This is a genomic window from Hymenobacter koreensis (assembly GCF_039541855.1).
GTDB lineage: Bacteria > Bacteroidota > Bacteroidia > Cytophagales > Hymenobacteraceae > Solirubrum > Solirubrum koreensis.
Window position 1 is genome coordinate 37,465 of the sequence record NZ_BAABHA010000010.1, and the last position, 20,195, is coordinate 57,659.

Sequence of the window (20,195 nt, forward strand, 5' to 3'; positions counted from 1 at the left end):
CGAAACGACAGGTACCCACAAGACCTGCGTTGCGCTGTATTTATTGAAACTGCCGGCATGAAAAAGCCGCCCCGTTTGGGGCGGCTTTTTCATGCCGGCAGCTTTGCGAAGGATGAACCTGCAATACAATGCCTACATGGTGTACTTACGGCCTTTGTTCTGCTGCTTCAGGTATACCATCAGCGGCTGGAAGTATTCCACCATGGCACGAGCCGAGAGGTCTTCGCCGGTTTTCTCGCGCAGTAGCTGGCGCCAGTCGGCGGAGGCGCCGGGGTACATGATTTCGCGTAGAAACTTGCCTACTTCCTGATTGCCATAGTAGTTGGTAGCGTGTGGGTCCTGCTTCAGAATGTTCTTGGCAATGTGGTCGTGTAGCTGAAACAGGATGATGTAGCTCAGGGCGTAGTCGTAGTACTGCGCCGGGTCGTCGTTAATGTGGGTTTTGGTGGCGGCGTCCAGAAAATTCTCACCACGCGTAGTAGGCGGCACAATGCCCTGGTACTGCTTGGCCAGTTCCCACCAGCGGGCGTTTAACTGGTCTTGCGAGAGGTTATCGGCGTAGAAGCTGTTTTCCCACTCGCTCATCACACCCGAGGCGAACGGAATGAACGTGACGTAGTTCAGGGCTTCTTTCAGCAGCGTCTGGGTTTCGTCGGTTTTGGTTTTAGCATCGGTCAGGCCCAAGCCCACCAAGAAAGGCTTTTGAGTGGCGGCCAAACCCATGAGGCTGCCCATGGCCTCGTGGTAAGCACGGTTGGCTCCGCCGCGCAGCAGCACGGGCACATCGGGGTTGGTGTAAGTGAGGTAATAGTAAATGTGTCCCAGCTCGTGGTGGGTTGTTTCATACCACTCGGTGTTGCCTTCCACGCTCATCAGGCTGCGCACGTCCTGGTCGAGGTTCATGTGCCAAGCCGAGGCGTGGTTGTTCTTCTTGTAGTTGGCGTCTTTGGGCAGCGGGTACAAGCTCGATTTCTCCCAGAACACGGCCGGCAACGCCTGGAAGCCCAGACTCTGGTAAAAGCGCTCAGCCTGTTTTACCTGCCACTCGGCGCCTTTCTTGGCCAGCGTAGCGTCCAGGTTCAAGCCTTTCACGTCCACCATGGCGCTCCAATCCTGGCCCCAGCGGTTAGGCAGCCAGTGGGCAGGCAGGTAATCGGGTACTTGTTTCTGGTTGTATTTCTTGGCCAGCTCGTAACGGGCGTACGTGTGCAGCTCGCGGTAGAGCGGGCGTAGCTCGTCGTTCAGCTTGCGTACCAGCTGCATCATTTCCTCCCGGCTCATGCCGTAGTCGGAGGCCTGGTAGGTGAAGTAGTCGGGGTAGCCGAGGGCTTGCACGGTTTGGTTGCGCAGGCCGCGCAGGTTCAGCAAGCCTTCCTTCAGCGTGGGGCCGATGGCTTTGCTGGCTTCCCACACCTGTTGGCGCTTGGCTACGTTTTTCTCCTTACGCAGCAGCTCATCGAGGTCGTTGGTGGTAACCGATTTCCCGCCGTACTTGTACGTGAAGCCATATAGCTTCTCGGTTTGCTGGGTTTCGGCTTTGATGCGGCGCTTCACCACATCGGCAATGGTTTGGGGCGAACCGGCGGCGTTGTAAAGCGCCGTTTTCAGCTGCTTCACCTGAAGCGGGCTGAGCTGATCTTCGTGGCTAAGCAGCTCGCGCAGCTGTTCAATATTCTGGGTGCTGCCGGTAAAGGCGGCCAGGGCCTCGTTGGCGCGGGCCGTAGCCACAGCGTTGGTTGAGTCGCCGGCTACGATGCGGGTGTTGGAACGCCACTCGGCTTCGGCCGATTGGGTATACAGGCGCTGATATTCGGCGGAATACCGCTTGAGGAAATCATCGGCCAGGGCCGAGTAATTGATGGCGGCAACCGGTTGCGTAGCCGACTCGGGCGAGGCCGGGGGCGTTGCGGCCGTAGGGGCCGAAGCCTTCTGAGCGCAAGCGCTCAACAATACGGCCGTCAGCACCGGGAACAAGTGTTTTTTCATAGGAAAGAAGGCTGGGAAAGGAGGCCGCTGCACAAACCGCGAACGGGCTGTGCCGAAAATAACCATCGGCCGGCGAAACCCGTGTGCCCGGAATGCTCATGCCTGACAAGTGCCTGAACAGCAGGGCCCGAAAACGCAGGAATGATTTCCGGGCCTTGCTGTTCGGCAATGGTGAACGGGCGCTTGACTTTACGTCGGCAGCAGTAACGTTAGGCGGCAGTTTCCGTGGCTTCCTGCGTCAGCTGGCAGCAATTCTTGAATTTCTCGCCCGAGCCGCAGGGGCAGGGGTCATTGCGGCCGAGGCGCCTGGGTGCTTTTTTGAGCAGCGTACGCGGGTCGAAGCGGGCAAAGCGCATGCCCGGGTCCTGGCGGAAGGTGCGCGTGAGCAACTGGTACAGCTCGGGGTGTTTGGTTTCCAGCTGCTCGGGCTTCTCGAAAAAATACTCCAGCACCACCGCGAAAAACTCGGCTGCCGAGGTGCCGCCGTAGTCGCCGATGCTGGACTTCCCAGCCCGGATCTGCTCGATTTCATCGTGCATGAGCTGTTTCCACTGCGGCACCAGTTCCCGGGGCAGCATCAGCAGCGGCACCCCGTCAATTTCACCGTCGGCCTGGTCCAGCAAATGGGCAAACTCGTGAATGCCCACGTTCTGCTTGTCCTTGGCGTCGCGGAAGCCTTGCTCCAGCGCGGCTTTCGAGAGGCGCATGTAATGGTCGGTCTGGAAATTCTGCACCGAACCCAGCAGTGTACCTTCCAGGGGTTTTACTTCCCGGTCCTCGTCGCGGTCGAGCTTCCAGGCGTCGGGAAACACGAGCACTTCGCCAAGGTTATCGTACTCCCAACCGCCGCGGAACCCAAAAATGGGAATTACCGCCGAGCAGGCCACCAGTAAGCGAGTGGTGTCGTCGATGCTGGTTTTGATGCCGGTGATGCGCGTGCGGGCAATAAAAAGCTGCACCTGCTTCTCGAAACGCAGCTTTTCAGTATCAGTGAGGGCCGAGTAGAACGCCACGCGGTCGGTGAGAATAACGCGCCAGGCTTCGGGAAAGGGTTTGCTCAGCGCCACGGCCCGCTCACGGGTGCCGCCGGTAACGTAGCGGTAAATCAGAAAGAAGATGCCGGCCAGCACGGCCAGGCCAATGAGGTACTCCATAGTGGCCGGAAGAACGGTCGCGGGGCGGTTTAGTTGTCTGCCAACGCTGCAGGTTACCGTTCCGGAACGGTTTCGGGCGGTAAATGCTGGCGCAGTCGCTCGCGCAGCAAATCCAGCAACACGTGGTCGAGAAACTGAAACTTATCGGGAATGCGCAGGCACACCACGGGCTTGCCCGTTAGCTCAGCCGCAAATTTCTCGCGCAGGCGGTCGGTGTGGCGGCGCTCCATCACAAAGATGACATCGGCCCAACCAATGTGACCCGCCGTCACGCGCACCCGCGCGCCCGGCTCGGTGCCGGCCGAGCGGGCTTCGTAGTGCGGGTGGCCGTCGAAGAGGCGCTCGGCGGTGAGGCTGCGCCAGCGGTTTTGGCTGCAGATGAACAGCAGTTGGCGGGGAGGAATGCTTTCAGCCGACAAGGCGCTTACCGGATTTCGCTTACTCGAATTTTCTGACCCTTGATGCGGGCGCCTGTCAGGCGTTGCTGCACCCCGGGGCCCATTTCGCGGGGCACCGTGATGTAGCTGTAGTGGTCGAAAATCTCGATGCGGCCCACGTCTTCGCGGGCCATGCCGGCCACGTTTACGCAAGCGCCCACCAAGTCGTGCGCGCTGACTTTGTCTTTGCGCCCGGCCGAAATATGCAGCGTTACCGCCGTGGGCTTGGCCGATTTGGTAGCCGCTGGCAGGGCCTGCACTTTAATCGGTTCCCATTTCACCGGTTTCGAGAGGGGCCAGCGCTGCACGTGCGCTTGCTCGGCGGGAGTAGCCAGAATATGGGCCGTGCCGGTGGCGCCGGCGCGGGCCGTGCGGCCGGCGCGGTGCTGGAAGGTGTCGGCCTTGTCGGGCGTTTCGAACTGGATAACGGTATCGAGGGCGTTTACGTCGATGCCGCGGGCGGCTACGTCGGTGGCCACCAGGGCCAGGGCCGAGCCGTTGCGAAGTTTCAGCAGGGCTTTGTCGCGCTCGGGCTGGGGCATTTTGCCGTGCAGCACCTCGGCGGCCACGCCGCGACTCACCAGGAAGCGGGCCAGCTCTTCGCAGCGCTGGCGGGTGTTGCAGAACACCAGGGCGCGGCCGGTTTCGGGGCGTTGCAGAATGTGGTACAGGGCGGCGGGCTTTTGCTCGGAGGTGCCCACGTGACCCAGCAGGCTGAGGGTTTCGGGCAGCGTTTCGCGCTCCACATCGGCCTGCACGGTGCGCGGGCGGGTGAGGTTTTTGCGCACCAGGTTCATGACGTTATCGGGCATGGTGGCCGAGAACAGCAGCGTTTGGCGGCGACGCGGCAGGCGCATCACAATGTTGGCCAGCACTTCCTGAAAGCCCAGCTCCAACAGCTTATCGGCCTCGTCAATCACCAGCACTTTCAGCTGGTTGGGCACAATGGTGCGGCGGTCTAAGTGGTCGAACAAGCGGCCGGGCGTGGCAATAACTACCTGCGGCGCCTGCTTCAGGCTCTTGGCTTCTTCGGCAAAGCTGTGGCCGCCGTAGAACGCGGCTACGCGCAGATTCGGCAAAAATTTGCCCAAGCGTTTCAGTTCGGCGCGGCCCTGCAGCACCAGCTCGCGGGCCGGCACCAGCACCAGCACCTGCATGGCATCGAGCTGTAAATCGACTTGCTGCAGAATGGGCAGGCCGTAGGCAGCGGTTTTGCCCGAGCCCGTGGGGGCCTGGCCCGCAATGTCCTGCCCGTCCAGCACCAGCGGTACTACCTGCGCCTGAATAGCGGTAGGCCGGGTAAATTCCATCTCGGCCAGCGCGCGTTGCAGCGGCTCGGCAAGGCCGAGGGCGCTAAAATCGAGGGGCAAGGGCGCGGTAGGCGAATCAGGCGTGGTGTCGTTCATGGCTGCAAGTTCGGCACGTTTCGCCAAACGGCCCCACTTGGTGCTTCATTGGTCGGCCGCGGCTGGCCTTGGAGCGCGTATCTAGCTTCTGAACTTTACTTGTCCTCGTCCTCCGCATCGGGCAGGTTTACCAGGCGGTAGCGCACCCCTGACGCTTTGGGGCGAATGGGTTGCCCGGCGTAATGGGCGTAAGCCTTAGTGAAGCTGGCCCCGAAATAAAACATCATGGCCGAGTAAAACACGAACAGCAGCAGTAGCACCACGGAAGCCGCCGGCCCGTAAATGGGACCCAGGTTGCGCGGTTGCAGCAACACGCCCAATGCCCGCTGGCCCAGCTCGAACAGCACGGCCGTGAGCAAAGCGCCGCGCCACAGGGCCGGCCACGGTACCCGCGCGTGGCTCAGGTTGCGGAACGTAGCGCCAAACCAAGCCGCCAGAATGAGCAGCGAAGCCACCAGGTTAAGTACCTGGAAAACGTAGTAAAGGAAAGTCGCGTCGAAGCCGCGGATGTAGTCGCCCATCAGGTGCAGCAGCGAATCGACCACCAGCGCCGCTACCGCCAGCACCGCCGTTACCAGCAGCAAGCTCGCCGAGCGGGCCCGTTCGCGCACCACCAGCCCCAAGCGTCCGGAAGCCGGCCGGGGGCGCACCTGCCACAGGTCGTTCAGCGAGTTTTGAATGACCACGAACAGCGTGGTGGAAACAAACAGCAAAAACACCGTGCCCAGAGCCGTTACCAGCCGGCTGCGCTCGATGTTGGTCACATTCATCACAATTTGGTCGAGCAAACCCGCGCCGGAGTCGCCAATCAGGTCGGAGAGTTTGTTTACCAGGGCCGCCCGCACGATGGAAGCCGGATAGAGGGAGCCCAGCACCGCCGTAAACAGAATGATAATGGGCGGCAGCGCAAACGTGGTGAAGAACGCCGTGGCCGCCCCCAGCCGTAACGGGTCGTGGGCCGACAGCTCGCGGCCGGCCCGGCGCAGCAAGCGCGCGAAATCCAGAAGAAAATGGTGGGGCCGGTCATCTGCCGGTCGTACCTTTGTCATGTAGGGCAAGAAAGGCTGCAACCAGTGCGGCCGAATTAGCGAATGTAGCTACAAACGGTAACCAGCCCCGGCCCGTTGTTGTTGATTGTGGCAGCCCGACTGCCCGTTATGCATATGTCTACCGAACCTGTTGCCCCTGTACCGGGCTTTTTCCGCCGCCGCGTAGTGGAGCCACTCCTGGCCCAATTGCGTCAAGGCCTTGCACCCGAGCAGTTGGCTCTTACGGTAGCCCTGGCTGCCTCTTTTGGCCTCATTCCCATGCTTGGCCTCACTTCGGTGTTGGGCACGGCCATTGCCGTGTGGCTGCGGCTGAACGTGGCCACCATGCTGCTCGTGAGCCACCTGATGAGCCCCTTGCAACTGCTAATCATTCTGCCGCTGCTGCGTTTAGGAGCCGGTATGCTGGGCGGCACCAACTCGGGCCAGCTCACGCTCGAACGCATCAAGTACCTGCTCAGCAACGACTGGGCCGCGGCGTTTCAACTATTCTGGCGGGCCGAACTAGGTGCCTTGCTGCTGTGGCTGCTCGGCTCGGTGCCGGTGGTAATTGGGCTGTATATAGTGCTGCGGCCGGTGTTCCACCGCATTGTCAGCCGGCAGCAAGCCGTGAGCTAAGCACTGAGCCATTAGCTTTTAGCTGTTGGTCGTTAGCTTTCGTTTTGGTAAGCAATGGGTTATCTGCCAATCATGGTTGGTTTATTTTTGCCTGCCTACTTAAAACCCTGCTGAGAGACGCACAAAAAAACTCCGCGGCACGCGCCGCGGAGTTTTTTTGTGGGGTTACAGGGGTTGGCTACGCGCTTTGGCGCTGGTACAGCGGCTCTTGCTGGTTGAAGTACTGCGTAAGTGGCTCGTTGGGGTCGGGGCTTAGGCGCACCACGTCGATGGCATCCTGCTCCGAGAGGTAGTTTTTAAGTACCGGACCGAGCTCCTGCAGGAAATCCATGTCGTCGCCTTCCACGTCGAAAGCCAGCAACAGGCGCGGCGGTGCTTGCTGGCCGGCCAGCTGCATTACCGCCAAGTGGGAAGCTTTAATGTGGGCATGAGCAGCGCAAAATTGCTGCAGATCCTGGGCCATGCCCTCGGGCAGCTCCGTTACGGGGTGCAGCTGCACTTGCGGGGCTTCCTGACCTTCGGGCTGGCCAAAAATGCGGCCCGACAGCAAATCGTCAAGTTCCTGGGCCACCAGCAGCTTGCCGAAGGGCGAGAAGGGATTCAAAACGCACTCGGCGGCAGCCACCATGCGGAACAAGGCGTCGCCTTGAATGCGCAGGAAATGTACCTCCGTGGGCTGCGCACCCCCTTCGTAAATGCGCTCCTCCGAGGAAAACACGGGAATGCGGCCGTCGTGGAGCACGTGCAGCTGCACCTCGGTGCCTTCGGTGATAATTACTTCGCCGGGGGCGGTGCCCTCCGGCTGCACGGTGAGTACCAGCAGCTGGGCTTGCAGCAGCTCGTGATAGAACACCAAGCGCATGTCGGGCTCCTGAGCAGCGCGCAGCATGGCTTCTTCCAGCGCCGTGGTGGGCTCGAAGGGCGGCATGGGCGGCATATTGGGCAGGGGCGGGGGCGGTGGTATGTTGGGCATTACCGGCTGCGCCTGCATTGGTGCTTCCGTGGCGAAGGAAGGGCGCTGGTAACGAGGGCCGCTGGCGGGCTTGGGGGCCTCGGGAGTAAGCGGTAAATCAGCAGGCGTAACTGGTGCCGGAGCCGGAGCGGCCGGGTTTTCAGACTTTTTCTTCAGGAAATCGAACAGACCCATGAGTCGGTAACTGGATGAAAGTGCAAGCTAGTGAGGTTTAGCGAAGAAAGCAGCCTTGGGAAGCAGGCAGACAATCAGTAGCCAACTAATCAGCGCATTGGCATTGAAATGCTTCGCGGAAATTACCCGAATCTACGGAACGTCGGCGGCGCGGCAAGGTTCCAGGCGCGTGGTAACTTCGGCAATGGTGAAGGGTTCCAGCCGATTGCCCCAGCTCGACTGAATGTAGTTGAGCAGGTTGGTAATCTGGGCTTCGCTCAGGTCGTGCTGGCCGGGCATTACCTGGTTGTACTCCACGCCGTTAACCACCATCGGGCCCTGCTGGCCGTGCTGAATAAGACAGGCCAGCTGGTCGCGGTGCTTGGTCAGGTAATCGGCGCCGGCAATCGGTGGAACGAGGCGGCGCAGACCCTGGCCCTGGTCGCCGTGGCAGCTGGCGCAACGAGCGGTGTACAGCCGCTGGCCTTCGTTCTGGCGGTCGGTGAAGCAGCCGGCCAGCCCCATCAGCAGCAGACTAGCCACGCCCAGGGCGCGCAACACGGGCGAAGCGGCAAAACGAAAGCGCATGCAGAGAGAAGTACGAACCAGTTACGAACAACACCCTGCGGCTACTTGGCCGCGGTAGCCGGAGCGGCGGGCAGCTCTTTCAAGAGCACGGGCAGCTCACGCAGCAAACGGTCTACTTCCTCCACGTTGGTGCCGTCGTACGAGCCCCGGATGTGGCCTTGCGGGTCTACGAGCACAAACGCGCCGCTGTGTACGGCGCCGCCAGGGGCCGCGGAGTCTCGCTGAGCGGCTACCATGTATTTGCCCGCCAGCCGGAAAATAGTGTCGCGCGGAGCAGTGGCGAAGTGCCACTGTTTGGCATCCATTATACCCAGCCGCTCGGCGTATTCGCGCAGTACGGGAATGGAATCGTGCTCGGGGTCAATGGTGTGCGAGAGGAAGGCCACGCGCTGGTCGCCCTTGTATTTTTCGTACACGCGCAGCATTTCGCTCTGCATTTTGGGGCAGATGCTGGGGCAGGTAGCAAAGAAAAAATCGGCGATGTACACCTTGCCCTGAAACGTAGCCGGCGTTACGGGCTGGCTGTCTTGGTTGGTGAGTGTAAACGTGGGCAGCTTAGGATACACCGTGTCGCCGGGGGCAATTACGTCGGGGTCACCTAAAAAGGGAAGGCGCTGCTGCGCGGTGTCGGGCGAAGACTGGCAAGCCGAAAAACTCAGGGCCAGGGCCAAGCCGGTTAGCAGGGGAAGGGAGTGGGAAACGAGGGTGCGGATCATCAGCAAAGGGAAATCAATGGGCAGCAGGAGCCACAGCCGGCAGCAAGGCGCGGGCCGAGTCGATGCTTTGCTGCATTAGAACACCTACGGAGTCGATGTGGTGCTGCTGGCGGGAAAAATACGCCAGCGTACGGGCGTGACTTACCGAGTCGGCGGGCTTGCGGTACTGGTGCATCCAGTTCATCATGGCCCCATCGGCGCGAAGCAGCGCGCGCCGCTGACGACCGGCGGCCACGGTATCGGCGGCCTGGTTGAGTTGCTGGCGCAGGGTGTAAAGTTCATCCATGCGCGCCATCAACTCGTCGTGGCGGGCCAGGACTTTCTTCTCGGCTTCAGCTTCTTTTTCCTCGTCGCTTTGCAGCGACAGGCACCCGGACAAGGCGGGCAACAGCAACCCCAGGGCTGCGAAACGGCGGAGCATTTTCACGGCCGCAAAGGTAGTGCCCGAACGGGAAACACCCCTGCTTTACAGCGTCCAGTGCTGCTCACCGTATTTCCATAGCCAGAGCAGCACCTTCCACAAGGCCCAAGCCAACAACCCGAACGCTACCAGCAGCCCCACGGCTAGGACTACCACAATGCCCGTGCCCCGGCCCTGGTGCCGGCCTTCCAGGTAATGGCGCTGCAGCAAGCGTACGTTTCGTTCATTGCTTTTGTAGGCGAAGTCGAACAGGTTGCCGATGATGGGGATACTGCCAACCACGGTGTCCAACAGCACGTTAATAACCATCAGGATAATGACCTTGCGGCTGGCACCATGCCGGGCCATGGTGAGAATAAGGGCACCCGAAATGGCAAATGTGCCCAGTTCACCCACCACCGGCAGCAAACCCAGGAGTGGATCGAGACCGAAGCGGAATTTGGTGCCGGGCAGCTGAAACTGGCTGTCCATCAGCCGGGCCACCTGCTGCACCCAGCGCAGGCGCGGGTCGGAAGGGGCAGAAGCGGTCAGGGCAGGCGTAGGACGAGCGGGGGCAGCCATGGCGAAAAGGAAGGGGTTACCGCTTTTAACGCAAATCGACGGTAAAAGGCGGCGCTTGGGCAGGGGTTAACCGTAAGTAACTGGCAACTGCTGGCATCCGCGTACACGTGATACAGGCTAAACACAGCGCCGATCAATCAAAATACCGAGTGCCGAGTTATTCGTACTCGTATTTCCGTTTTCCTACCCCCTCAATTTGCACGCTATGGCAACTCTTCTAACCCGTACCCTGGGCCGCAACGGCCTGCACGTTTCGGCCCTTGGGCTGGGCTGCATGGGTATGTCCGATTTCTACGGCCCCCGTAACGACGACGAAAGCACGCGCACCCTGCACCGCGCCCTCGAGCTAGGCGTTACGTTTTTCGATACCGCCGACATGTACGGCCCCTATAAAAACGAAGAGCTGCTAGGCCGCGCCTTCCAGGGCAAACGCAGCCAGCTGGTGCTGGCCACCAAATTCGGCATTCAGCGCGACCCCAACGACCCCGCCAAGCGCGGCATTAACGGCCAGCCCGATTACGTGCGCCTAGCCTGCGAAGGCTCGCTGAAGCGCCTGCAAACCGATTACATCGACCTGTATTACCAGCACCGCGTCGACCCAAACACGCCCATTGAAGACACCGTGGGCGCCATGGCCGAATTAGTGCAGCAAGGCAAAGTGCGGCACCTGGGCCTGAGTGAGGCCTCAGCCGAAACCATTCGGCGGGCCCACGCCGTGCACCCCATTGCGGCCGTGCAAAGCGAGTACTCACTCTGGAGCCGCGACCCGGAAGATGAGGTGCTGGCCACGTGCCGCGAACTGGGCATTGGGTTTGTGCCGTATTCGCCGCTGGGCCGGGGCTTTCTAACCGGTCAGATTCAACGCTTCGAGAACCTGGCCGAAGACGACTACCGCCGCTTCACCCCGCGCTTTCAAGGTGAAAACTTTCAGAAAAACCTGGATATGGTAGCTAGGGTTAACGAACTGGCGCAGCAAAAAGGCTGCACACCCGGGCAGCTGGCTTTGGCTTGGGTATTAGCGCAAGGCGAAGACGTAGTGCCCATTCCCGGCACCAAGCGCATTGCCTACCTCGAAGAAAATCTGGCTGCCATACAGGTGCAGCTGAGCCCGGAGGACTTGTTGCTGATCGATAAGATAGCGCCTCAGGGTGCCGCCGCGGGCCCCCGTTACCCCGCTGAAATGATGAAGTCGGTAAATGGGTAGTCCCGTCTTCCAGAACCCGTTTCTCCTGGGGACGCTGTTCTAACGTCAGCAACGATTCCGTTCAACGACGCGGGGCCGGCAAGCTTAGCTTGCCGGCCCCGCCCGGTTCCGCGCCGTCTGGGTGAAATCTGTTCAGGCTGCAGCAACGCTAAACGATAGTGGCGTGGCGCCACATTTAGAGTCGAAGGTCAACTGGGGCCGTGTTACAGGAAAACCCTGTTCTGCAAGGGTCGGGTGTTAAAAATGGGTGGGAGTGAGGCCTTACTTTTTCACCGAAGGCAACAGATCGATCCAGCCGTCTTCGCTTACCACAACGGCTAGTGAGGGAAACCGGCTGGTTTCTATGTAGCGAAGAGCCGAATTGTAGCGTGACCCGCGGGACGCGTCGCCGCGTTCCGAGGCCAGACCGTCGAGAATGGCACCGATGGCGAAGCACGTGCCGTATGGGTCGATGAACACGGCCCCGTCGATGTTGGTGACGAGGCGCAGCACCGAGGGCGTCATGAAGCGCGGCGCCACCCGAAAGCACTGGCGCGACAGGCGCTGGGCCTCGTAACCGGCGCCTTCGGAAATAATGAGAATGGTGCCCGAAGGCTGTGTGGTGGCTTTCAAGGCCAGCTCCCAGTGCAGCTGCACGGTGGCATCAGACATAGCGGGCCACATACGCCGAATGGTTTCGGTGAAGTATAGCTCGTCGATGCGGCCTTGCGGCAAGCGCGGCGTGGCCGATACTACCCGCATCATTACGTGGCCGGCATGGCTCAGCTCCCAGTTGTGGTGGTGGGTGAAATGCACCGTAAAAAGGGGTTCGTAAGCCGCGTCGGTGGGTTCTACCAAATGCCCTAGCCCGAAGACGTGCGTGGCATCGGATATAAGCGCGGTGCGGCCCTCGCTCATCTCCAGGAGCTTGCGCACGGAGCGGTGGTCTCGCAGCGGAACGGGCGTTTCCAGGGTTAGCACCGGCACCACGGCGGGGTGGTTGCGCCGGGCGAGTAGCATGGTGCCGTGGCCCTCAATGCCTTCGTGGCGCAGCGCCGCTACGCCGTTGCAAGCATCGTAGAGGCCGTGGTTACCGCCGGCCGGACCGTGCATGAAGCGCCGGCCTGAGGAGCGCAGCAACTCGTTGTAGTCGCGGTCGAGCAAGGGGCGGCCCTCTTCGGCATCGGTGCCGCGCAGGGCTTTGCTGCACTCCTGCAGCACTTCGCGCACCACAGCCATCAGCAGCGAAGGCGGCCGAGATTCGCTGGTAGCGTCTTCGTTTAGGGCGTAATAGCTGTGAAACGTTCCGGCTGCCAGCTGCAACACCACGAGTACCAAGGAGCCGTTCATGAGCACCGGCTGCGAGCAAAATGATACCCGGCCTTCGGCCAGGCTAAGCGTTTGCAGCTCGTGCTCGGTAGCCCGGCGCACCAAGCCATACCAGCGCATTTTCTCGAAACGGTCCTGGTCGTCGGTGTGCAGGTGGTACACTACTTCGCGGGTGGTATCGGGCTCGAGCGCGGCGGCACGGGCCTTTACCTGGCTGAAGTTTTCGGGGGCGTAGCGGTGGGTGGTTGGTTCGAGGCGTACGGCGCCGGGCTCGTCGCCTTCGCGGGCGGCGGCCAGGCCCAGTAAAAAGACCTCGGGACGCAGGTTGCGGTCGAGCAAGTTAAAGACGCCTTCGGCAAGCAACTGAGCCGAGACGCGGAAAAGACTTTGGTAATCCCACATGGGCAAAAAGGAGCAACGGGGAACACGGTGGAGGCCCGTGTGGTTGCCTTCGTACGCGAAACGCCCGCTACAAGGTGCGTTGCCACCGCGGTCTACAACTTTTCGGCTTCCCCTCGGTTACACAAACACCCTCTGAACGACCACTTCAGCCTGCTCGCATGCTTGCGCTTGGAGCACGGGTGCAGTATCTTGGGGGAGCCCCCGAAAGCCCCGTGATGCCATGATGGTCGATTTGTTTTTTGGTTTTGTTTGCGCCCTGCTCTGGCTTCCGCTGGTTACAGGTTACTGCGCATACAGCTACAATCGGTCGTTTTGGTTGTGGTTTACGCTGGGATGCGTGCTGCCCATTGTCTCGTTTTTTGTGCTGCTTGGCCTCATATGCCGGCAGGAGCTAAATCCCAGCTACAAGCTGCTGGAAGAGGCCAAACGCATTTTAGCCGAAGCTGAAGCAGCAGAAGTCGAGCGGCAGCTATAGGCCCAGCCATTGCTGCACACCCCGGGCCGCCCAGGCCCCGGTACTGAAGCAGCCCTGGAGCAAGTACCCGCCCGTGGGCGCTTCCCAATCCAGCATTTCGCCCGCCAGAAAAGTGCCCGGGCGCCGGTGCAGCATCAGGTGTGGGTTTACTTCCCGAAACAACACGCCCCCGGCCGTGCTTATGGCCTCATCGAGGGGGCGCAGGCCGGTTACGGACAGCGGCAAGTGCTGCAAGAGTTTCGCCAGCTCCACGGGGTTTTGCAGCTGGGCGGGAGTAGCCAGCTCGCGCAATAATGTGGGTACCGGAGGCCCCAGGTTAAGCGTTTGCCGCAGCACTTCGGGCAAGGAACGACCGGCGCGGGCTTGTTGGAGGCGTGCGAGCAAAGCCGGGGGCGCGAGGTCGGGCTTGAGGTTGAGGTGCAGCAGAGCGGGGCTGCCCGTTTGCAAAGCGGCGCGAACCGCGGGCGTAAGCGCGTACACGGGAGTGCCCTCCAAGCCGTAGTCGGTGAGCAGTACTTCGCCGCGGGTTTCTACCGTGCCGCAGCGCAAGCCAATGTTCTTAAGCGGCGCCCGGCCTACTTTCTCGCGAAAAAAACCAGACCACGTTACTTCCGCGCCGCAATTAGCCGGCTCAAAACGGGCGCATTCGATACCCAGCCGCTGAAATTCGGCGGTCCAGCTGCCGTCGGAGCCGGTTTTAGCCCAGCTGGCGCCGCCCAGGGCCAGCACAGTGGCTTGGGGCTGCACACTGAATTCCTGATTGGTGTGCTCGTTGCGCAGCCGAATGCCTCGTTCGCCTTCGAAGCCCAGCCACCGATGGCGCGTGTGCAGCTGCACGCCCAGCGCCGCCAGGTGCTGCAGCCAGGCGCGCAGCAGGTGGGCCGGCTTGTGCTCCTCCAGTGGAAACACCCGGCCGCTGCTGCCCACGTAGGTGGCAATGCCCAAATCGGCAGCCCAGCGGCGGAGGTCATCGGGGCCGAAATGCGCCAGAAACGGGTTGAATTCCCCGTGACGGGCACCGTAGCGCGGCGGAAAGGCGGCGGCCGGCTCGCCATTAGTGAGGTTAAAGCCGCCGTGCCCGGCCACCAGAAACTTGCGTCCCGGCGTGGCTTGTGCCTCGTACACCGCCACACCCGTTACGCCGGCCTCGGCCAGGCGCTGGGCGGCCAGCAAGCCCGCCGGTCCGCCGCCAATAATGGCTACTGTGGGATGCTGCATGGCGTGAAGGGTGGAATCAAAGGCGGGTGTTACAACGGGAAAAGCGCATAAAAATAGGCCTAAATGGGCCAGTGGGCCGGCCAGTTGCGGTCGAGTTGCGTAAGTTGGCCGCATGGGACCTTACTCCATTCTCATCTACCTGAGCATTGCTATCATCTTGTCGTACTTGTTCGACATCATTGCCAGGGCCACCAAAGTTCCGTCGGTACTGATGCTCTTGCTCACCGGCATAGCCATTAAGCAAGCCGTCGATTACACGGGAATACCCTTGGAACTGCCGCGCGTAATGCTGCAGCTGCTGGGCATTGTGGGCCTGATCATGATTGTGCTGGAGGAGTCCCTGAACCTAAAAATCAGCCCCGAAAAAAGCCCGCTCATCCGGCGTTCCTTCGCGGCGGCTCTGGTAATGCTGCTGGTGCAGTCGTTTGCTATTGCGTGGCTGCTGCAGTATTACCTCGGTGTTTCGTTTCAAAGTTGCCTGCTAAACGCGGTACCGCTGGCCGTGGTTAGCTCGGCGGTGGCCATTCCCAGCGTAGCCAATCTGGGGGGCGAAAAGCAGGAGTTTATCGTGTACGAAAGCACGTTTTCCGACATTCTGGGCATCATGTTCTTCAACTTTGTGGCCCAGGATAACTTCGCGCAGGGCATTTCGGTACTCACCTTCTCCCGCGACCTGCTGGCCATTATTGTCGTGTCGGTGGCCAGTACGGTGGCGTTGGCGTTTCTGCTCGACCGCATTCGGCTGCACGTGAAATTTTTTCTGGTGCTGGCGTTCCTTATTCTCATTTACAGCCTGGCCAAAAAGCTACACCTCTCGTCGCTGCTGGTGGTATTGGTGTTTGGCTTAACGGTAAAAAACGCCAGCCTTTTCCTGCGCGGGCCCTTGCAGCGGGTGGTAAAGCTGGAGCGCATGCAGGAGGAGTTGCATCAGCTCAAGAGCATTACCGCCGAAACGGCCTTTCTCATTCGTACTTTCTTCTTCCTGTTGTTTGGCTATTCCATCACCCTAAACAACGTGCTCAGCGGCAGCCTGCTTGTTCAGGGGGCGCTCATCGTAGCGGTGCTCATGATTATTCGCTTTTTCTACTTGCGCTACGTGGCCCGCACCAGCTTAATTCCAGAAGTGTTTATCGCGCCAAAGGGGTTGATAACCATATTATTGTTCTATAGTATTCCCAACAAGCACCTTATCGGCCAGGTCAGCGAAAACATCCTGTTTGTGGTGATTCTGCTCACGGGCCTGCTTATGCTGGTGGGCCTGCAGCTGCCCGGAAAAAAGCCGGCCGAAATAGGGGAGTACTAAGGCGCGAAACCCGGGTGGGGTTCGGGGCGGCTTACTCGTTTTCGCGGATGAGCTGGTAGCGGTAGTTGGCCAGAATCACCGATTTCAGCAGAAAGCCCACGTATCGACCATTCTTGAGCACGGGCAGCGCCCACACGTCGAGCTGTTCCATGCAGCGCAATGTGTCGAGCAGAGTGTCGTCGATGTTCACGGTGGCGGGGGGCTCCACCATCAGGTCGCGCACCCGGGTAGTGGCGTATTTTCCTTCGTCGAACAGGGCGTCGCGCATGTCGTCGAGCGACACAATGCCGACGAGGGCCCCGTCTTCGTCCACTACCGGAAACAGGTTGCGGGTAGCGTGGCGGAAAATATCCACCAGCTCGCCCAACGTGGCATCGGGGTGTACGGGCTCGAAGTCGTTTTGCACAAGGCGGGGCAGCACCAACTGCGCCAGCAGGCCCCGGTCGCGGTCGGCGTGCACGTACACGCCGCGCTGCACCAGCTTGCGGGTATACACCGAGTAGGGTTCGAAGTATTTGGTAATCAGGTACGAAATGCTGGTGACGAACATCAGCGGCACGAACAGGGCATAACCGCCGGTAATTTCGGCGATAAGAAAGATGGCCGTGAGCGGCGCGTGCACCACGCCGGCCAGCGTTCCGGCCATGCCCAGTACCACAAAGTGCACCTCGGGTACCACAAACAGCCCGCTCATGTTAATCAGCCGTGCCACAAAAAAGCCCAGCAGCGCCCCCGAAAACAGCGACGAACCAAACATGCCGCCGTTACCGCCCGCCCCAATGGTGATGCACGTAGCAAACACCTTCAGCAGCATAACAGCGGCGGCTACCAGCAGCAAAACCCACATGTTTTCGTCGCGGTACACCGAGAAAATACTCGCATCGGTGAGGCGCTGCGACTCGCCGCTGAGCAGGGCCTGCACTATGTCGTAGCCCTCGCCGTAGAGCGGGGGAAACAGGAAAACCAGGATTCCCAGGGCTATGCCGCCCAATGCCACCTTCCGGAAGGTACCGGGCCACCGGTCGAACCATTTTTCGGACGCGAAATACACCCGAATCATGTACACCGAGAGCATGGCCGTACCCAGGCCCAGCACGAGGTAAAACGGAATGGTATCGATGCCCCAGCTGGTGGTGATGAGCACAAACGGCTGACCCGAGAACAAGAGCTTGGACACCACCGTGGCCGTGGCCGATGAGATGAGCAGGGGAATAAAAAACGGGGCCGACAACTCGCTCAGCACCACTTCTACGGCAAACAGCACGCCCGCAATGGGCGAGTTAAAGATGGCTGCTACGCCCGCCGCCGCACCGCAGCCCAGCAACAGGCGCCGCTCGCGCCGGCTCACGCGCAGCACCCGCGACACGTTCGAGCCAATGGCCGAACCCGTTACCGAAATGGGTGCCTCCAAACCCGCCGAGCCGCCAAACGTGACGGTAATCAGCGAGCTGATCATTTGGGAGTACATTTTAGAGCGCGGCACGATGCTGCCCTGGCGGGCCACCGAGTAAATAATGGGCCCGATGCCGCGGCCAAGGTTGCCGCCCAGGAAATACCGGGCGTAGAGCACCGTAAGCCCAATGCCGATAATGGGGTAGAGAAACAGCGCAAACACGCGGTTTTGCTCGGGCACCCAGCCGTACAGCGCCTGCTGGCCCCAATGCACGGCATTTTTCAGAATTACCGCCGCCAGGCCGGCCAAGGCGCCTACCAGCGTGGCCACCAGAATCAGGTACACCCGGTCGCTGACGTGGCGCAGGCGCCAAAGCAGCAGGGGACGCAAAATCCGGTGGACGGTACTTTTGGGCATCGGCGAAACGGCGACTATTAGCCGATGCGGGGCGCCGCAACTATCCGGCCAATCTACCTATCCGCATGTTAATGAAAAACGCTTGTTTGCGCATGCCGGCAAGCGAAAATATGCGTGCCAAAGCCGCCTTTCAGACTACATGAGTCCCGAACACCCTTTTCAGGCCTTTGGCCCTTACTGTGCCGTGGAAGGATTGGGGTAACCTTGCTGCAACAATAACTGCCGCAGATCCTGCATCAGGTTGCTTTTTAGCTCCTGGGTACCGCGGCGGTAGTCCTCGGAGTAAGTCCAGAAATACACGCGCAGGGTGGCCGTGGTGCCTTCCACTTTCTCTACGATGATGTAGGGCGTGTGCGGCTCTTTGGTTTCCACATCGTGAAACGTGCGCACAAAATCGAGCACCAGGTGCTGGGCTTTTTCCGAGGAGGGGTCCTGTTCGAAGTTGACGCCCACTACAAAGTCCTGCCGAATGTGGCCGTCGCGGGTGAAGTTGATGAGCGGTTCGCGCAGTACCATGGCGTTCGGCAGGTAAATGTGGCGGCCGTCGAAGGTTTTGATGAGGGTGGTGCGCAGGTTCAGCGCTTCCACCCGGCCCATCAGCTCCTTGTTGTCGCGAATCTGTACCGTATCGTAAATGCGAAACGGGCGGTTAAAAGCCAGCACCACGCCGGCCAGAAAATTCTCGGCAATGTCTTTCAGTGCGAAGCCCACCACGAAAGCCGTGAGGCCGGCCGCACCCAGCATACCCGTTACCACACCCACGGCGCCCAGCACCTGCATGGCCAGTACCAGCCCAATGCCCAGCAATATCCACTTGCTCACGCGGGTTAGAAACTCGGCCAGCAGGGGGTCGTGGGAGCGGGCTTGCAGGCGGGTTCCTATCACGCGGCTAAGTCGCTTAGCTACGAACAAGGCTACAATAAGCAGCACCAGGGCAATGACCAGCTTGGGCAACAGGAAAAGAAAGTGGGCCCAATAAGTGGTAAGAACCTCGTAGAGGTCGTGAAAAAGCATGTGGGTGTCGTCCATAATAAGCAATCGGCCGGGTAAAGCCGGACAATAGCCCCCGTGTACGGCGCCCAAGCTGCTATGGGTTTGCCTGGCTCAGCAGGCACGATTCAGCCAGCGCCGAAAAACGAGCGTGCCGCCGGCATACGCCAGCACATCGAGCCAGTCGGCGGTGTAGCGCGCTGGAAACCAGCGAGGCGCTAGGAGTTCAAACCACAAGCTTACGTACAGCCAGGCGCCCACCAACCAGCCATCGGGCAGTAGCAGGTGCTGCTGGTGGCGTACGGCCCGCTGCACGGCCAACGCCAGCGTTAGCACCACCGGCATGCACAGCGCATCGGCGAGCCAGCTGGCTACCGGGCCCGGCGGCTGCCAGTGAAACCCGCGCGTGGCCAGCTGGTAGAGCCCGTACAGGCCGGCCGCGGCCAGAAAAAGCGGGCGGCGCAGCAGCGGCATTACCCCGCCAGCACCGTCACTACCCATATGATAAACGAGAGCGTGGCAATGAACAGCATTTGGCCGCCGCGCACCGCGTACTTGAGCATGCGAAGCGGCCAGGGGTCGGTAGGGTGAATGGTGATGAGCATGATCTGGGGCATTTCCCATTTCCAGGCCTGCTTCATTTCCGCTTCTTTTCGGGGCCCCTGCGGGTCGAGCAACTCGTGGCAATGTTCGCACCGGTCGTCGGGGCGTTGCTGGTGGCCCGACCACTGGCCGCAGTGCGGGCACTTTTTAGAGGCGGACAGGGGCGGTGCATTCATGCCGCAAAGGTAAAGCGCCGCCGCCGGGCGGGGCTCACATATTCGGGTGAGCCCCGCCCGGCGGCGGGTAATTTAAGGTAGAAAGCGACTACGCTCCTTAGCCGTTTATTCCTCCATAATATCCTCGTTCCAGAGGGCCGGCTCGGCGGCGATGAACTCTTCCATCATCTGCACGCACTCCGGCAAATCGAGGTCAACTACCTCCACACCGTGGCTTTCCATAAATTCCCGAGCCCCATCGAAGGTGCGCGACTCGCCCACAATCACCTTCGGAATTTTGAACTGCACAATGGTGCCAGCGCACATAAAGCACGGCATCAGGGTGCTGTAGATAATCGTGTTGCGGTAACCCTCGGCCTGGCGCCCGGCGTTGTTGAGGCAGTCCATTTCGCCGTGCAAAATGGGGTTTAACTCCTGCACGCGCTTGTTGTGGCCTTTGGCCACGATTTTACCATTGCGCACGAGCACCGAGCCGATGGGAATACCGCCCTGCGAACGGCCCAAGCGGGCTTCGTCGATAGCGGCTTGCATGAATTCGTCCATGTTGGGAAGGGAAATGGTGAGGCGAAAAGCTAAAGATATCTAGCCTAACCGAAGGAGCTTGTCATTGCGAGCAACGCGAAGCAATTGATCCTTGCCTGAGGTAG

Annotated in this window: 21 protein-coding genes; 4 read left to right on the forward strand and 17 right to left on the reverse strand. The window is 60.5% G+C overall.

The annotated features are described in order from the left end of the window. Positions 1-132: 132 nt before the first annotated feature. The 5 genes from ABD903_RS14025 to ABD903_RS14045 all read right to left on the reverse strand — a co-directional run bounded on the left by ABD903_RS14025 (position 133) and on the right by ABD903_RS14045 (position 6,032). On the reverse strand, positions 133-1,986 hold the full coding sequence (locus tag ABD903_RS14025) for a M2 family metallopeptidase (RefSeq protein WP_345225256.1): 1,854 nt from the start codon (positions 1,984-1,986) through the stop codon (positions 133-135). Positions 1,987-2,195: 209 nt separating this feature from the next. Beyond that, a complete protein-coding gene (locus tag ABD903_RS14030) occupies positions 2,196-3,140 on the reverse strand; it encodes a zinc-dependent peptidase (RefSeq protein ID WP_345225257.1) in 945 nt (314 codons plus the stop codon). A gap of 53 nt (positions 3,141-3,193) precedes the next feature. Beyond that, positions 3,194-3,559: a low molecular weight protein tyrosine phosphatase family protein gene (locus ABD903_RS14035; RefSeq protein WP_345225259.1), complete on the reverse strand. Its 366-nt coding sequence runs from the start codon at positions 3,557-3,559 to the stop codon at positions 3,194-3,196. Positions 3,560-3,564: 5 nt separating this feature from the next. Then, positions 3,565-4,983 carry a DEAD/DEAH box helicase gene (locus ABD903_RS14040; RefSeq protein ID WP_345225260.1) on the reverse strand — a complete coding sequence of 473 codons (1,419 nt, stop codon included), beginning with the start codon at positions 4,981-4,983 and terminating at the stop codon, positions 3,565-3,567. Positions 4,984-5,078: 95 nt separating this feature from the next. Then, a complete protein-coding gene (locus tag ABD903_RS14045; protein ID WP_345225262.1) occupies positions 5,079-6,032 on the reverse strand; it encodes a YihY/virulence factor BrkB family protein in 954 nt (317 codons plus the stop codon). Positions 6,033-6,146: 114 nt separating this feature from the next. On the opposite strand from ABD903_RS14045, the gene ABD903_RS14050 reads away from it, so the two are divergent. Continuing rightward, the gene (locus tag ABD903_RS14050) at positions 6,147-6,647 is read left to right on the forward strand and encodes a DUF2062 domain-containing protein (protein ID WP_345225264.1); all 501 of its coding nucleotides are present in this window, start codon (positions 6,147-6,149) and stop codon (positions 6,645-6,647) included. Positions 6,648-6,825: 178 nt separating this feature from the next. Here the strand turns inward: ABD903_RS14050 and ABD903_RS14055 are convergent, their stop codons facing one another. The 5 genes from ABD903_RS14055 to ABD903_RS14075 form a co-directional block, all read right to left on the reverse strand. Beyond that, on the reverse strand, positions 6,826-7,794 hold the full coding sequence (locus ABD903_RS14055) for an enhanced serine sensitivity protein SseB C-terminal domain-containing protein (RefSeq protein ID WP_345225266.1): 969 nt from the start codon (positions 7,792-7,794) through the stop codon (positions 6,826-6,828). A gap of 132 nt (positions 7,795-7,926) precedes the next feature. After that, the gene (locus ABD903_RS14060; RefSeq protein WP_345225268.1) at positions 7,927-8,361 is read right to left on the reverse strand and encodes a c-type cytochrome; all 435 of its coding nucleotides are present in this window, start codon (positions 8,359-8,361) and stop codon (positions 7,927-7,929) included. 41 nt (positions 8,362-8,402) lie between these two features. After that, the gene (locus ABD903_RS14065; protein WP_345225270.1) at positions 8,403-9,077 is read right to left on the reverse strand and encodes an SCO family protein; all 675 of its coding nucleotides are present in this window, start codon (positions 9,075-9,077) and stop codon (positions 8,403-8,405) included. Between the two features lie 13 nt (positions 9,078-9,090). After that, positions 9,091-9,498 (reverse strand): hypothetical protein, encoded by a 408-nt coding sequence (locus ABD903_RS14070; RefSeq protein WP_345225272.1) that lies wholly within the window; start codon positions 9,496-9,498, stop codon positions 9,091-9,093. A 45-nt stretch (positions 9,499-9,543) separates the two neighbouring features. Continuing rightward, positions 9,544-10,059: a DUF4112 domain-containing protein gene (locus ABD903_RS14075; protein WP_345225274.1), complete on the reverse strand. Its 516-nt coding sequence runs from the start codon at positions 10,057-10,059 to the stop codon at positions 9,544-9,546. Between the two features lie 205 nt (positions 10,060-10,264). Between ABD903_RS14075 and ABD903_RS14080 the strand changes: the two genes are divergently transcribed. After that, on the forward strand, positions 10,265-11,263 hold the full coding sequence (locus ABD903_RS14080; protein WP_345225276.1) for an aldo/keto reductase: 999 nt from the start codon (positions 10,265-10,267) through the stop codon (positions 11,261-11,263). 261 nt (positions 11,264-11,524) lie between these two features. Here ABD903_RS14080 and ABD903_RS14085 read toward each other — a convergent pair whose 3' ends face one another. Continuing rightward, on the reverse strand, positions 11,525-12,973 hold the full coding sequence (locus ABD903_RS14085; RefSeq protein WP_345225277.1) for a diadenylate cyclase: 1,449 nt from the start codon (positions 12,971-12,973) through the stop codon (positions 11,525-11,527). A gap of 220 nt (positions 12,974-13,193) precedes the next feature. Between ABD903_RS14085 and ABD903_RS14090 the strand changes: the two genes are divergently transcribed. Then, positions 13,194-13,448 (forward strand): hypothetical protein, encoded by a 255-nt coding sequence (locus ABD903_RS14090; RefSeq protein WP_345225278.1) that lies wholly within the window; start codon positions 13,194-13,196, stop codon positions 13,446-13,448. On the opposite strand, the gene ABD903_RS14095 is transcribed toward ABD903_RS14090, so the two are convergent. Next, positions 13,443-14,666: a BaiN/RdsA family NAD(P)/FAD-dependent oxidoreductase gene (locus tag ABD903_RS14095; RefSeq protein WP_345225279.1), complete on the reverse strand. Its 1,224-nt coding sequence runs from the start codon at positions 14,664-14,666 to the stop codon at positions 13,443-13,445. The genes ABD903_RS14090 and ABD903_RS14095 overlap by 6 nt on opposite strands. 112 nt (positions 14,667-14,778) lie before the next feature. Between ABD903_RS14095 and ABD903_RS14100 the strand changes: the two genes are divergently transcribed. Continuing rightward, the gene (locus tag ABD903_RS14100; RefSeq protein WP_345225280.1) at positions 14,779-15,969 is read left to right on the forward strand and encodes a cation:proton antiporter domain-containing protein; all 1,191 of its coding nucleotides are present in this window, start codon (positions 14,779-14,781) and stop codon (positions 15,967-15,969) included. 31 nt (positions 15,970-16,000) lie between these two features. Here ABD903_RS14100 and ABD903_RS14105 read toward each other — a convergent pair whose 3' ends face one another. From ABD903_RS14105 to ABD903_RS14125, 5 genes are all read right to left on the reverse strand, one after another. Then, a complete protein-coding gene (locus ABD903_RS14105; protein ID WP_345225281.1) occupies positions 16,001-17,779 on the reverse strand; it encodes a chloride channel protein in 1,779 nt (592 codons plus the stop codon). A 174-nt stretch (positions 17,780-17,953) separates the two neighbouring features. After that, on the reverse strand, positions 17,954-18,808 hold the full coding sequence (locus ABD903_RS14110) for a mechanosensitive ion channel family protein (protein ID WP_345225282.1): 855 nt from the start codon (positions 18,806-18,808) through the stop codon (positions 17,954-17,956). 75 nt (positions 18,809-18,883) lie between these two features. Beyond that, the gene (locus ABD903_RS14115; protein WP_345225284.1) at positions 18,884-19,243 is read right to left on the reverse strand and encodes a hypothetical protein; all 360 of its coding nucleotides are present in this window, start codon (positions 19,241-19,243) and stop codon (positions 18,884-18,886) included. Further along, the gene (locus tag ABD903_RS14120; protein WP_345225285.1) at positions 19,243-19,548 is read right to left on the reverse strand and encodes a hypothetical protein; all 306 of its coding nucleotides are present in this window, start codon (positions 19,546-19,548) and stop codon (positions 19,243-19,245) included. The genes ABD903_RS14115 and ABD903_RS14120 overlap by 1 nt, the downstream gene beginning before the upstream one ends. A gap of 105 nt (positions 19,549-19,653) precedes the next feature. After that, positions 19,654-20,091: a nucleoside deaminase gene (locus tag ABD903_RS14125; RefSeq protein WP_345225287.1), complete on the reverse strand. Its 438-nt coding sequence runs from the start codon at positions 20,089-20,091 to the stop codon at positions 19,654-19,656. Between the last annotated feature and the right edge of the window lie 104 nt (positions 20,092-20,195).

Coding starts and splice junctions, on each gene's coding strand:
- ABD903_RS14025 (WP_345225256.1), bottom strand. CDS start 1,986: ATGAAAAAACACTTGTTCCCGGTGCTGACGGCCGTATTGTTGAGCGCT.
- ABD903_RS14030 (WP_345225257.1), bottom strand. CDS start 3,140: ATGGAGTACCTCATTGGCCTGGCCGTGCTGGCCGGCATCTTCTTTCTG.
- ABD903_RS14040 (WP_345225260.1), bottom strand. CDS start 4,983: ATGAACGACACCACGCCTGATTCGCCTACCGCGCCCTTGCCCCTCGAT.
- ABD903_RS14045 (WP_345225262.1), bottom strand. CDS start 6,032: ATGACAAAGGTACGACCGGCAGATGACCGGCCCCACCATTTTCTTCTG.
- ABD903_RS14050 (WP_345225264.1), top strand. CDS start 6,147: ATGTCTACCGAACCTGTTGCCCCTGTACCGGGCTTTTTCCGCCGCCGC.
- ABD903_RS14055 (WP_345225266.1), bottom strand. CDS start 7,794: ATGGGTCTGTTCGATTTCCTGAAGAAAAAGTCTGAAAACCCGGCCGCT.
- ABD903_RS14060 (WP_345225268.1), bottom strand. CDS start 8,361: ATGCGCTTTCGTTTTGCCGCTTCGCCCGTGTTGCGCGCCCTGGGCGTG.
- ABD903_RS14065 (WP_345225270.1), bottom strand. CDS start 9,077: ATGATCCGCACCCTCGTTTCCCACTCCCTTCCCCTGCTAACCGGCTTG.
- ABD903_RS14070 (WP_345225272.1), bottom strand. CDS start 9,498: ATGCTCCGCCGTTTCGCAGCCCTGGGGTTGCTGTTGCCCGCCTTGTCC.
- ABD903_RS14075 (WP_345225274.1), bottom strand. CDS start 10,059: ATGGCTGCCCCCGCTCGTCCTACGCCTGCCCTGACCGCTTCTGCCCCT.
- ABD903_RS14080 (WP_345225276.1), top strand. CDS start 10,265: ATGGCAACTCTTCTAACCCGTACCCTGGGCCGCAACGGCCTGCACGTT.
- ABD903_RS14085 (WP_345225277.1), bottom strand. CDS start 12,973: ATGTGGGATTACCAAAGTCTTTTCCGCGTCTCGGCTCAGTTGCTTGCC.
- ABD903_RS14090 (WP_345225278.1), top strand. CDS start 13,194: ATGATGGTCGATTTGTTTTTTGGTTTTGTTTGCGCCCTGCTCTGGCTT.
- ABD903_RS14095 (WP_345225279.1), bottom strand. CDS start 14,666: ATGCAGCATCCCACAGTAGCCATTATTGGCGGCGGACCGGCGGGCTTG.
- ABD903_RS14100 (WP_345225280.1), top strand. CDS start 14,779: ATGGGACCTTACTCCATTCTCATCTACCTGAGCATTGCTATCATCTTG.
- ABD903_RS14105 (WP_345225281.1), bottom strand. CDS start 17,779: ATGCCCAAAAGTACCGTCCACCGGATTTTGCGTCCCCTGCTGCTTTGG.
- ABD903_RS14110 (WP_345225282.1), bottom strand. CDS start 18,808: ATGGACGACACCCACATGCTTTTTCACGACCTCTACGAGGTTCTTACC.
- ABD903_RS14115 (WP_345225284.1), bottom strand. CDS start 19,243: ATGCCGCTGCTGCGCCGCCCGCTTTTTCTGGCCGCGGCCGGCCTGTAC.
- ABD903_RS14120 (WP_345225285.1), bottom strand. CDS start 19,548: ATGAATGCACCGCCCCTGTCCGCCTCTAAAAAGTGCCCGCACTGCGGC.
- ABD903_RS14125 (WP_345225287.1), bottom strand. CDS start 20,091: ATGGACGAATTCATGCAAGCCGCTATCGACGAAGCCCGCTTGGGCCGT.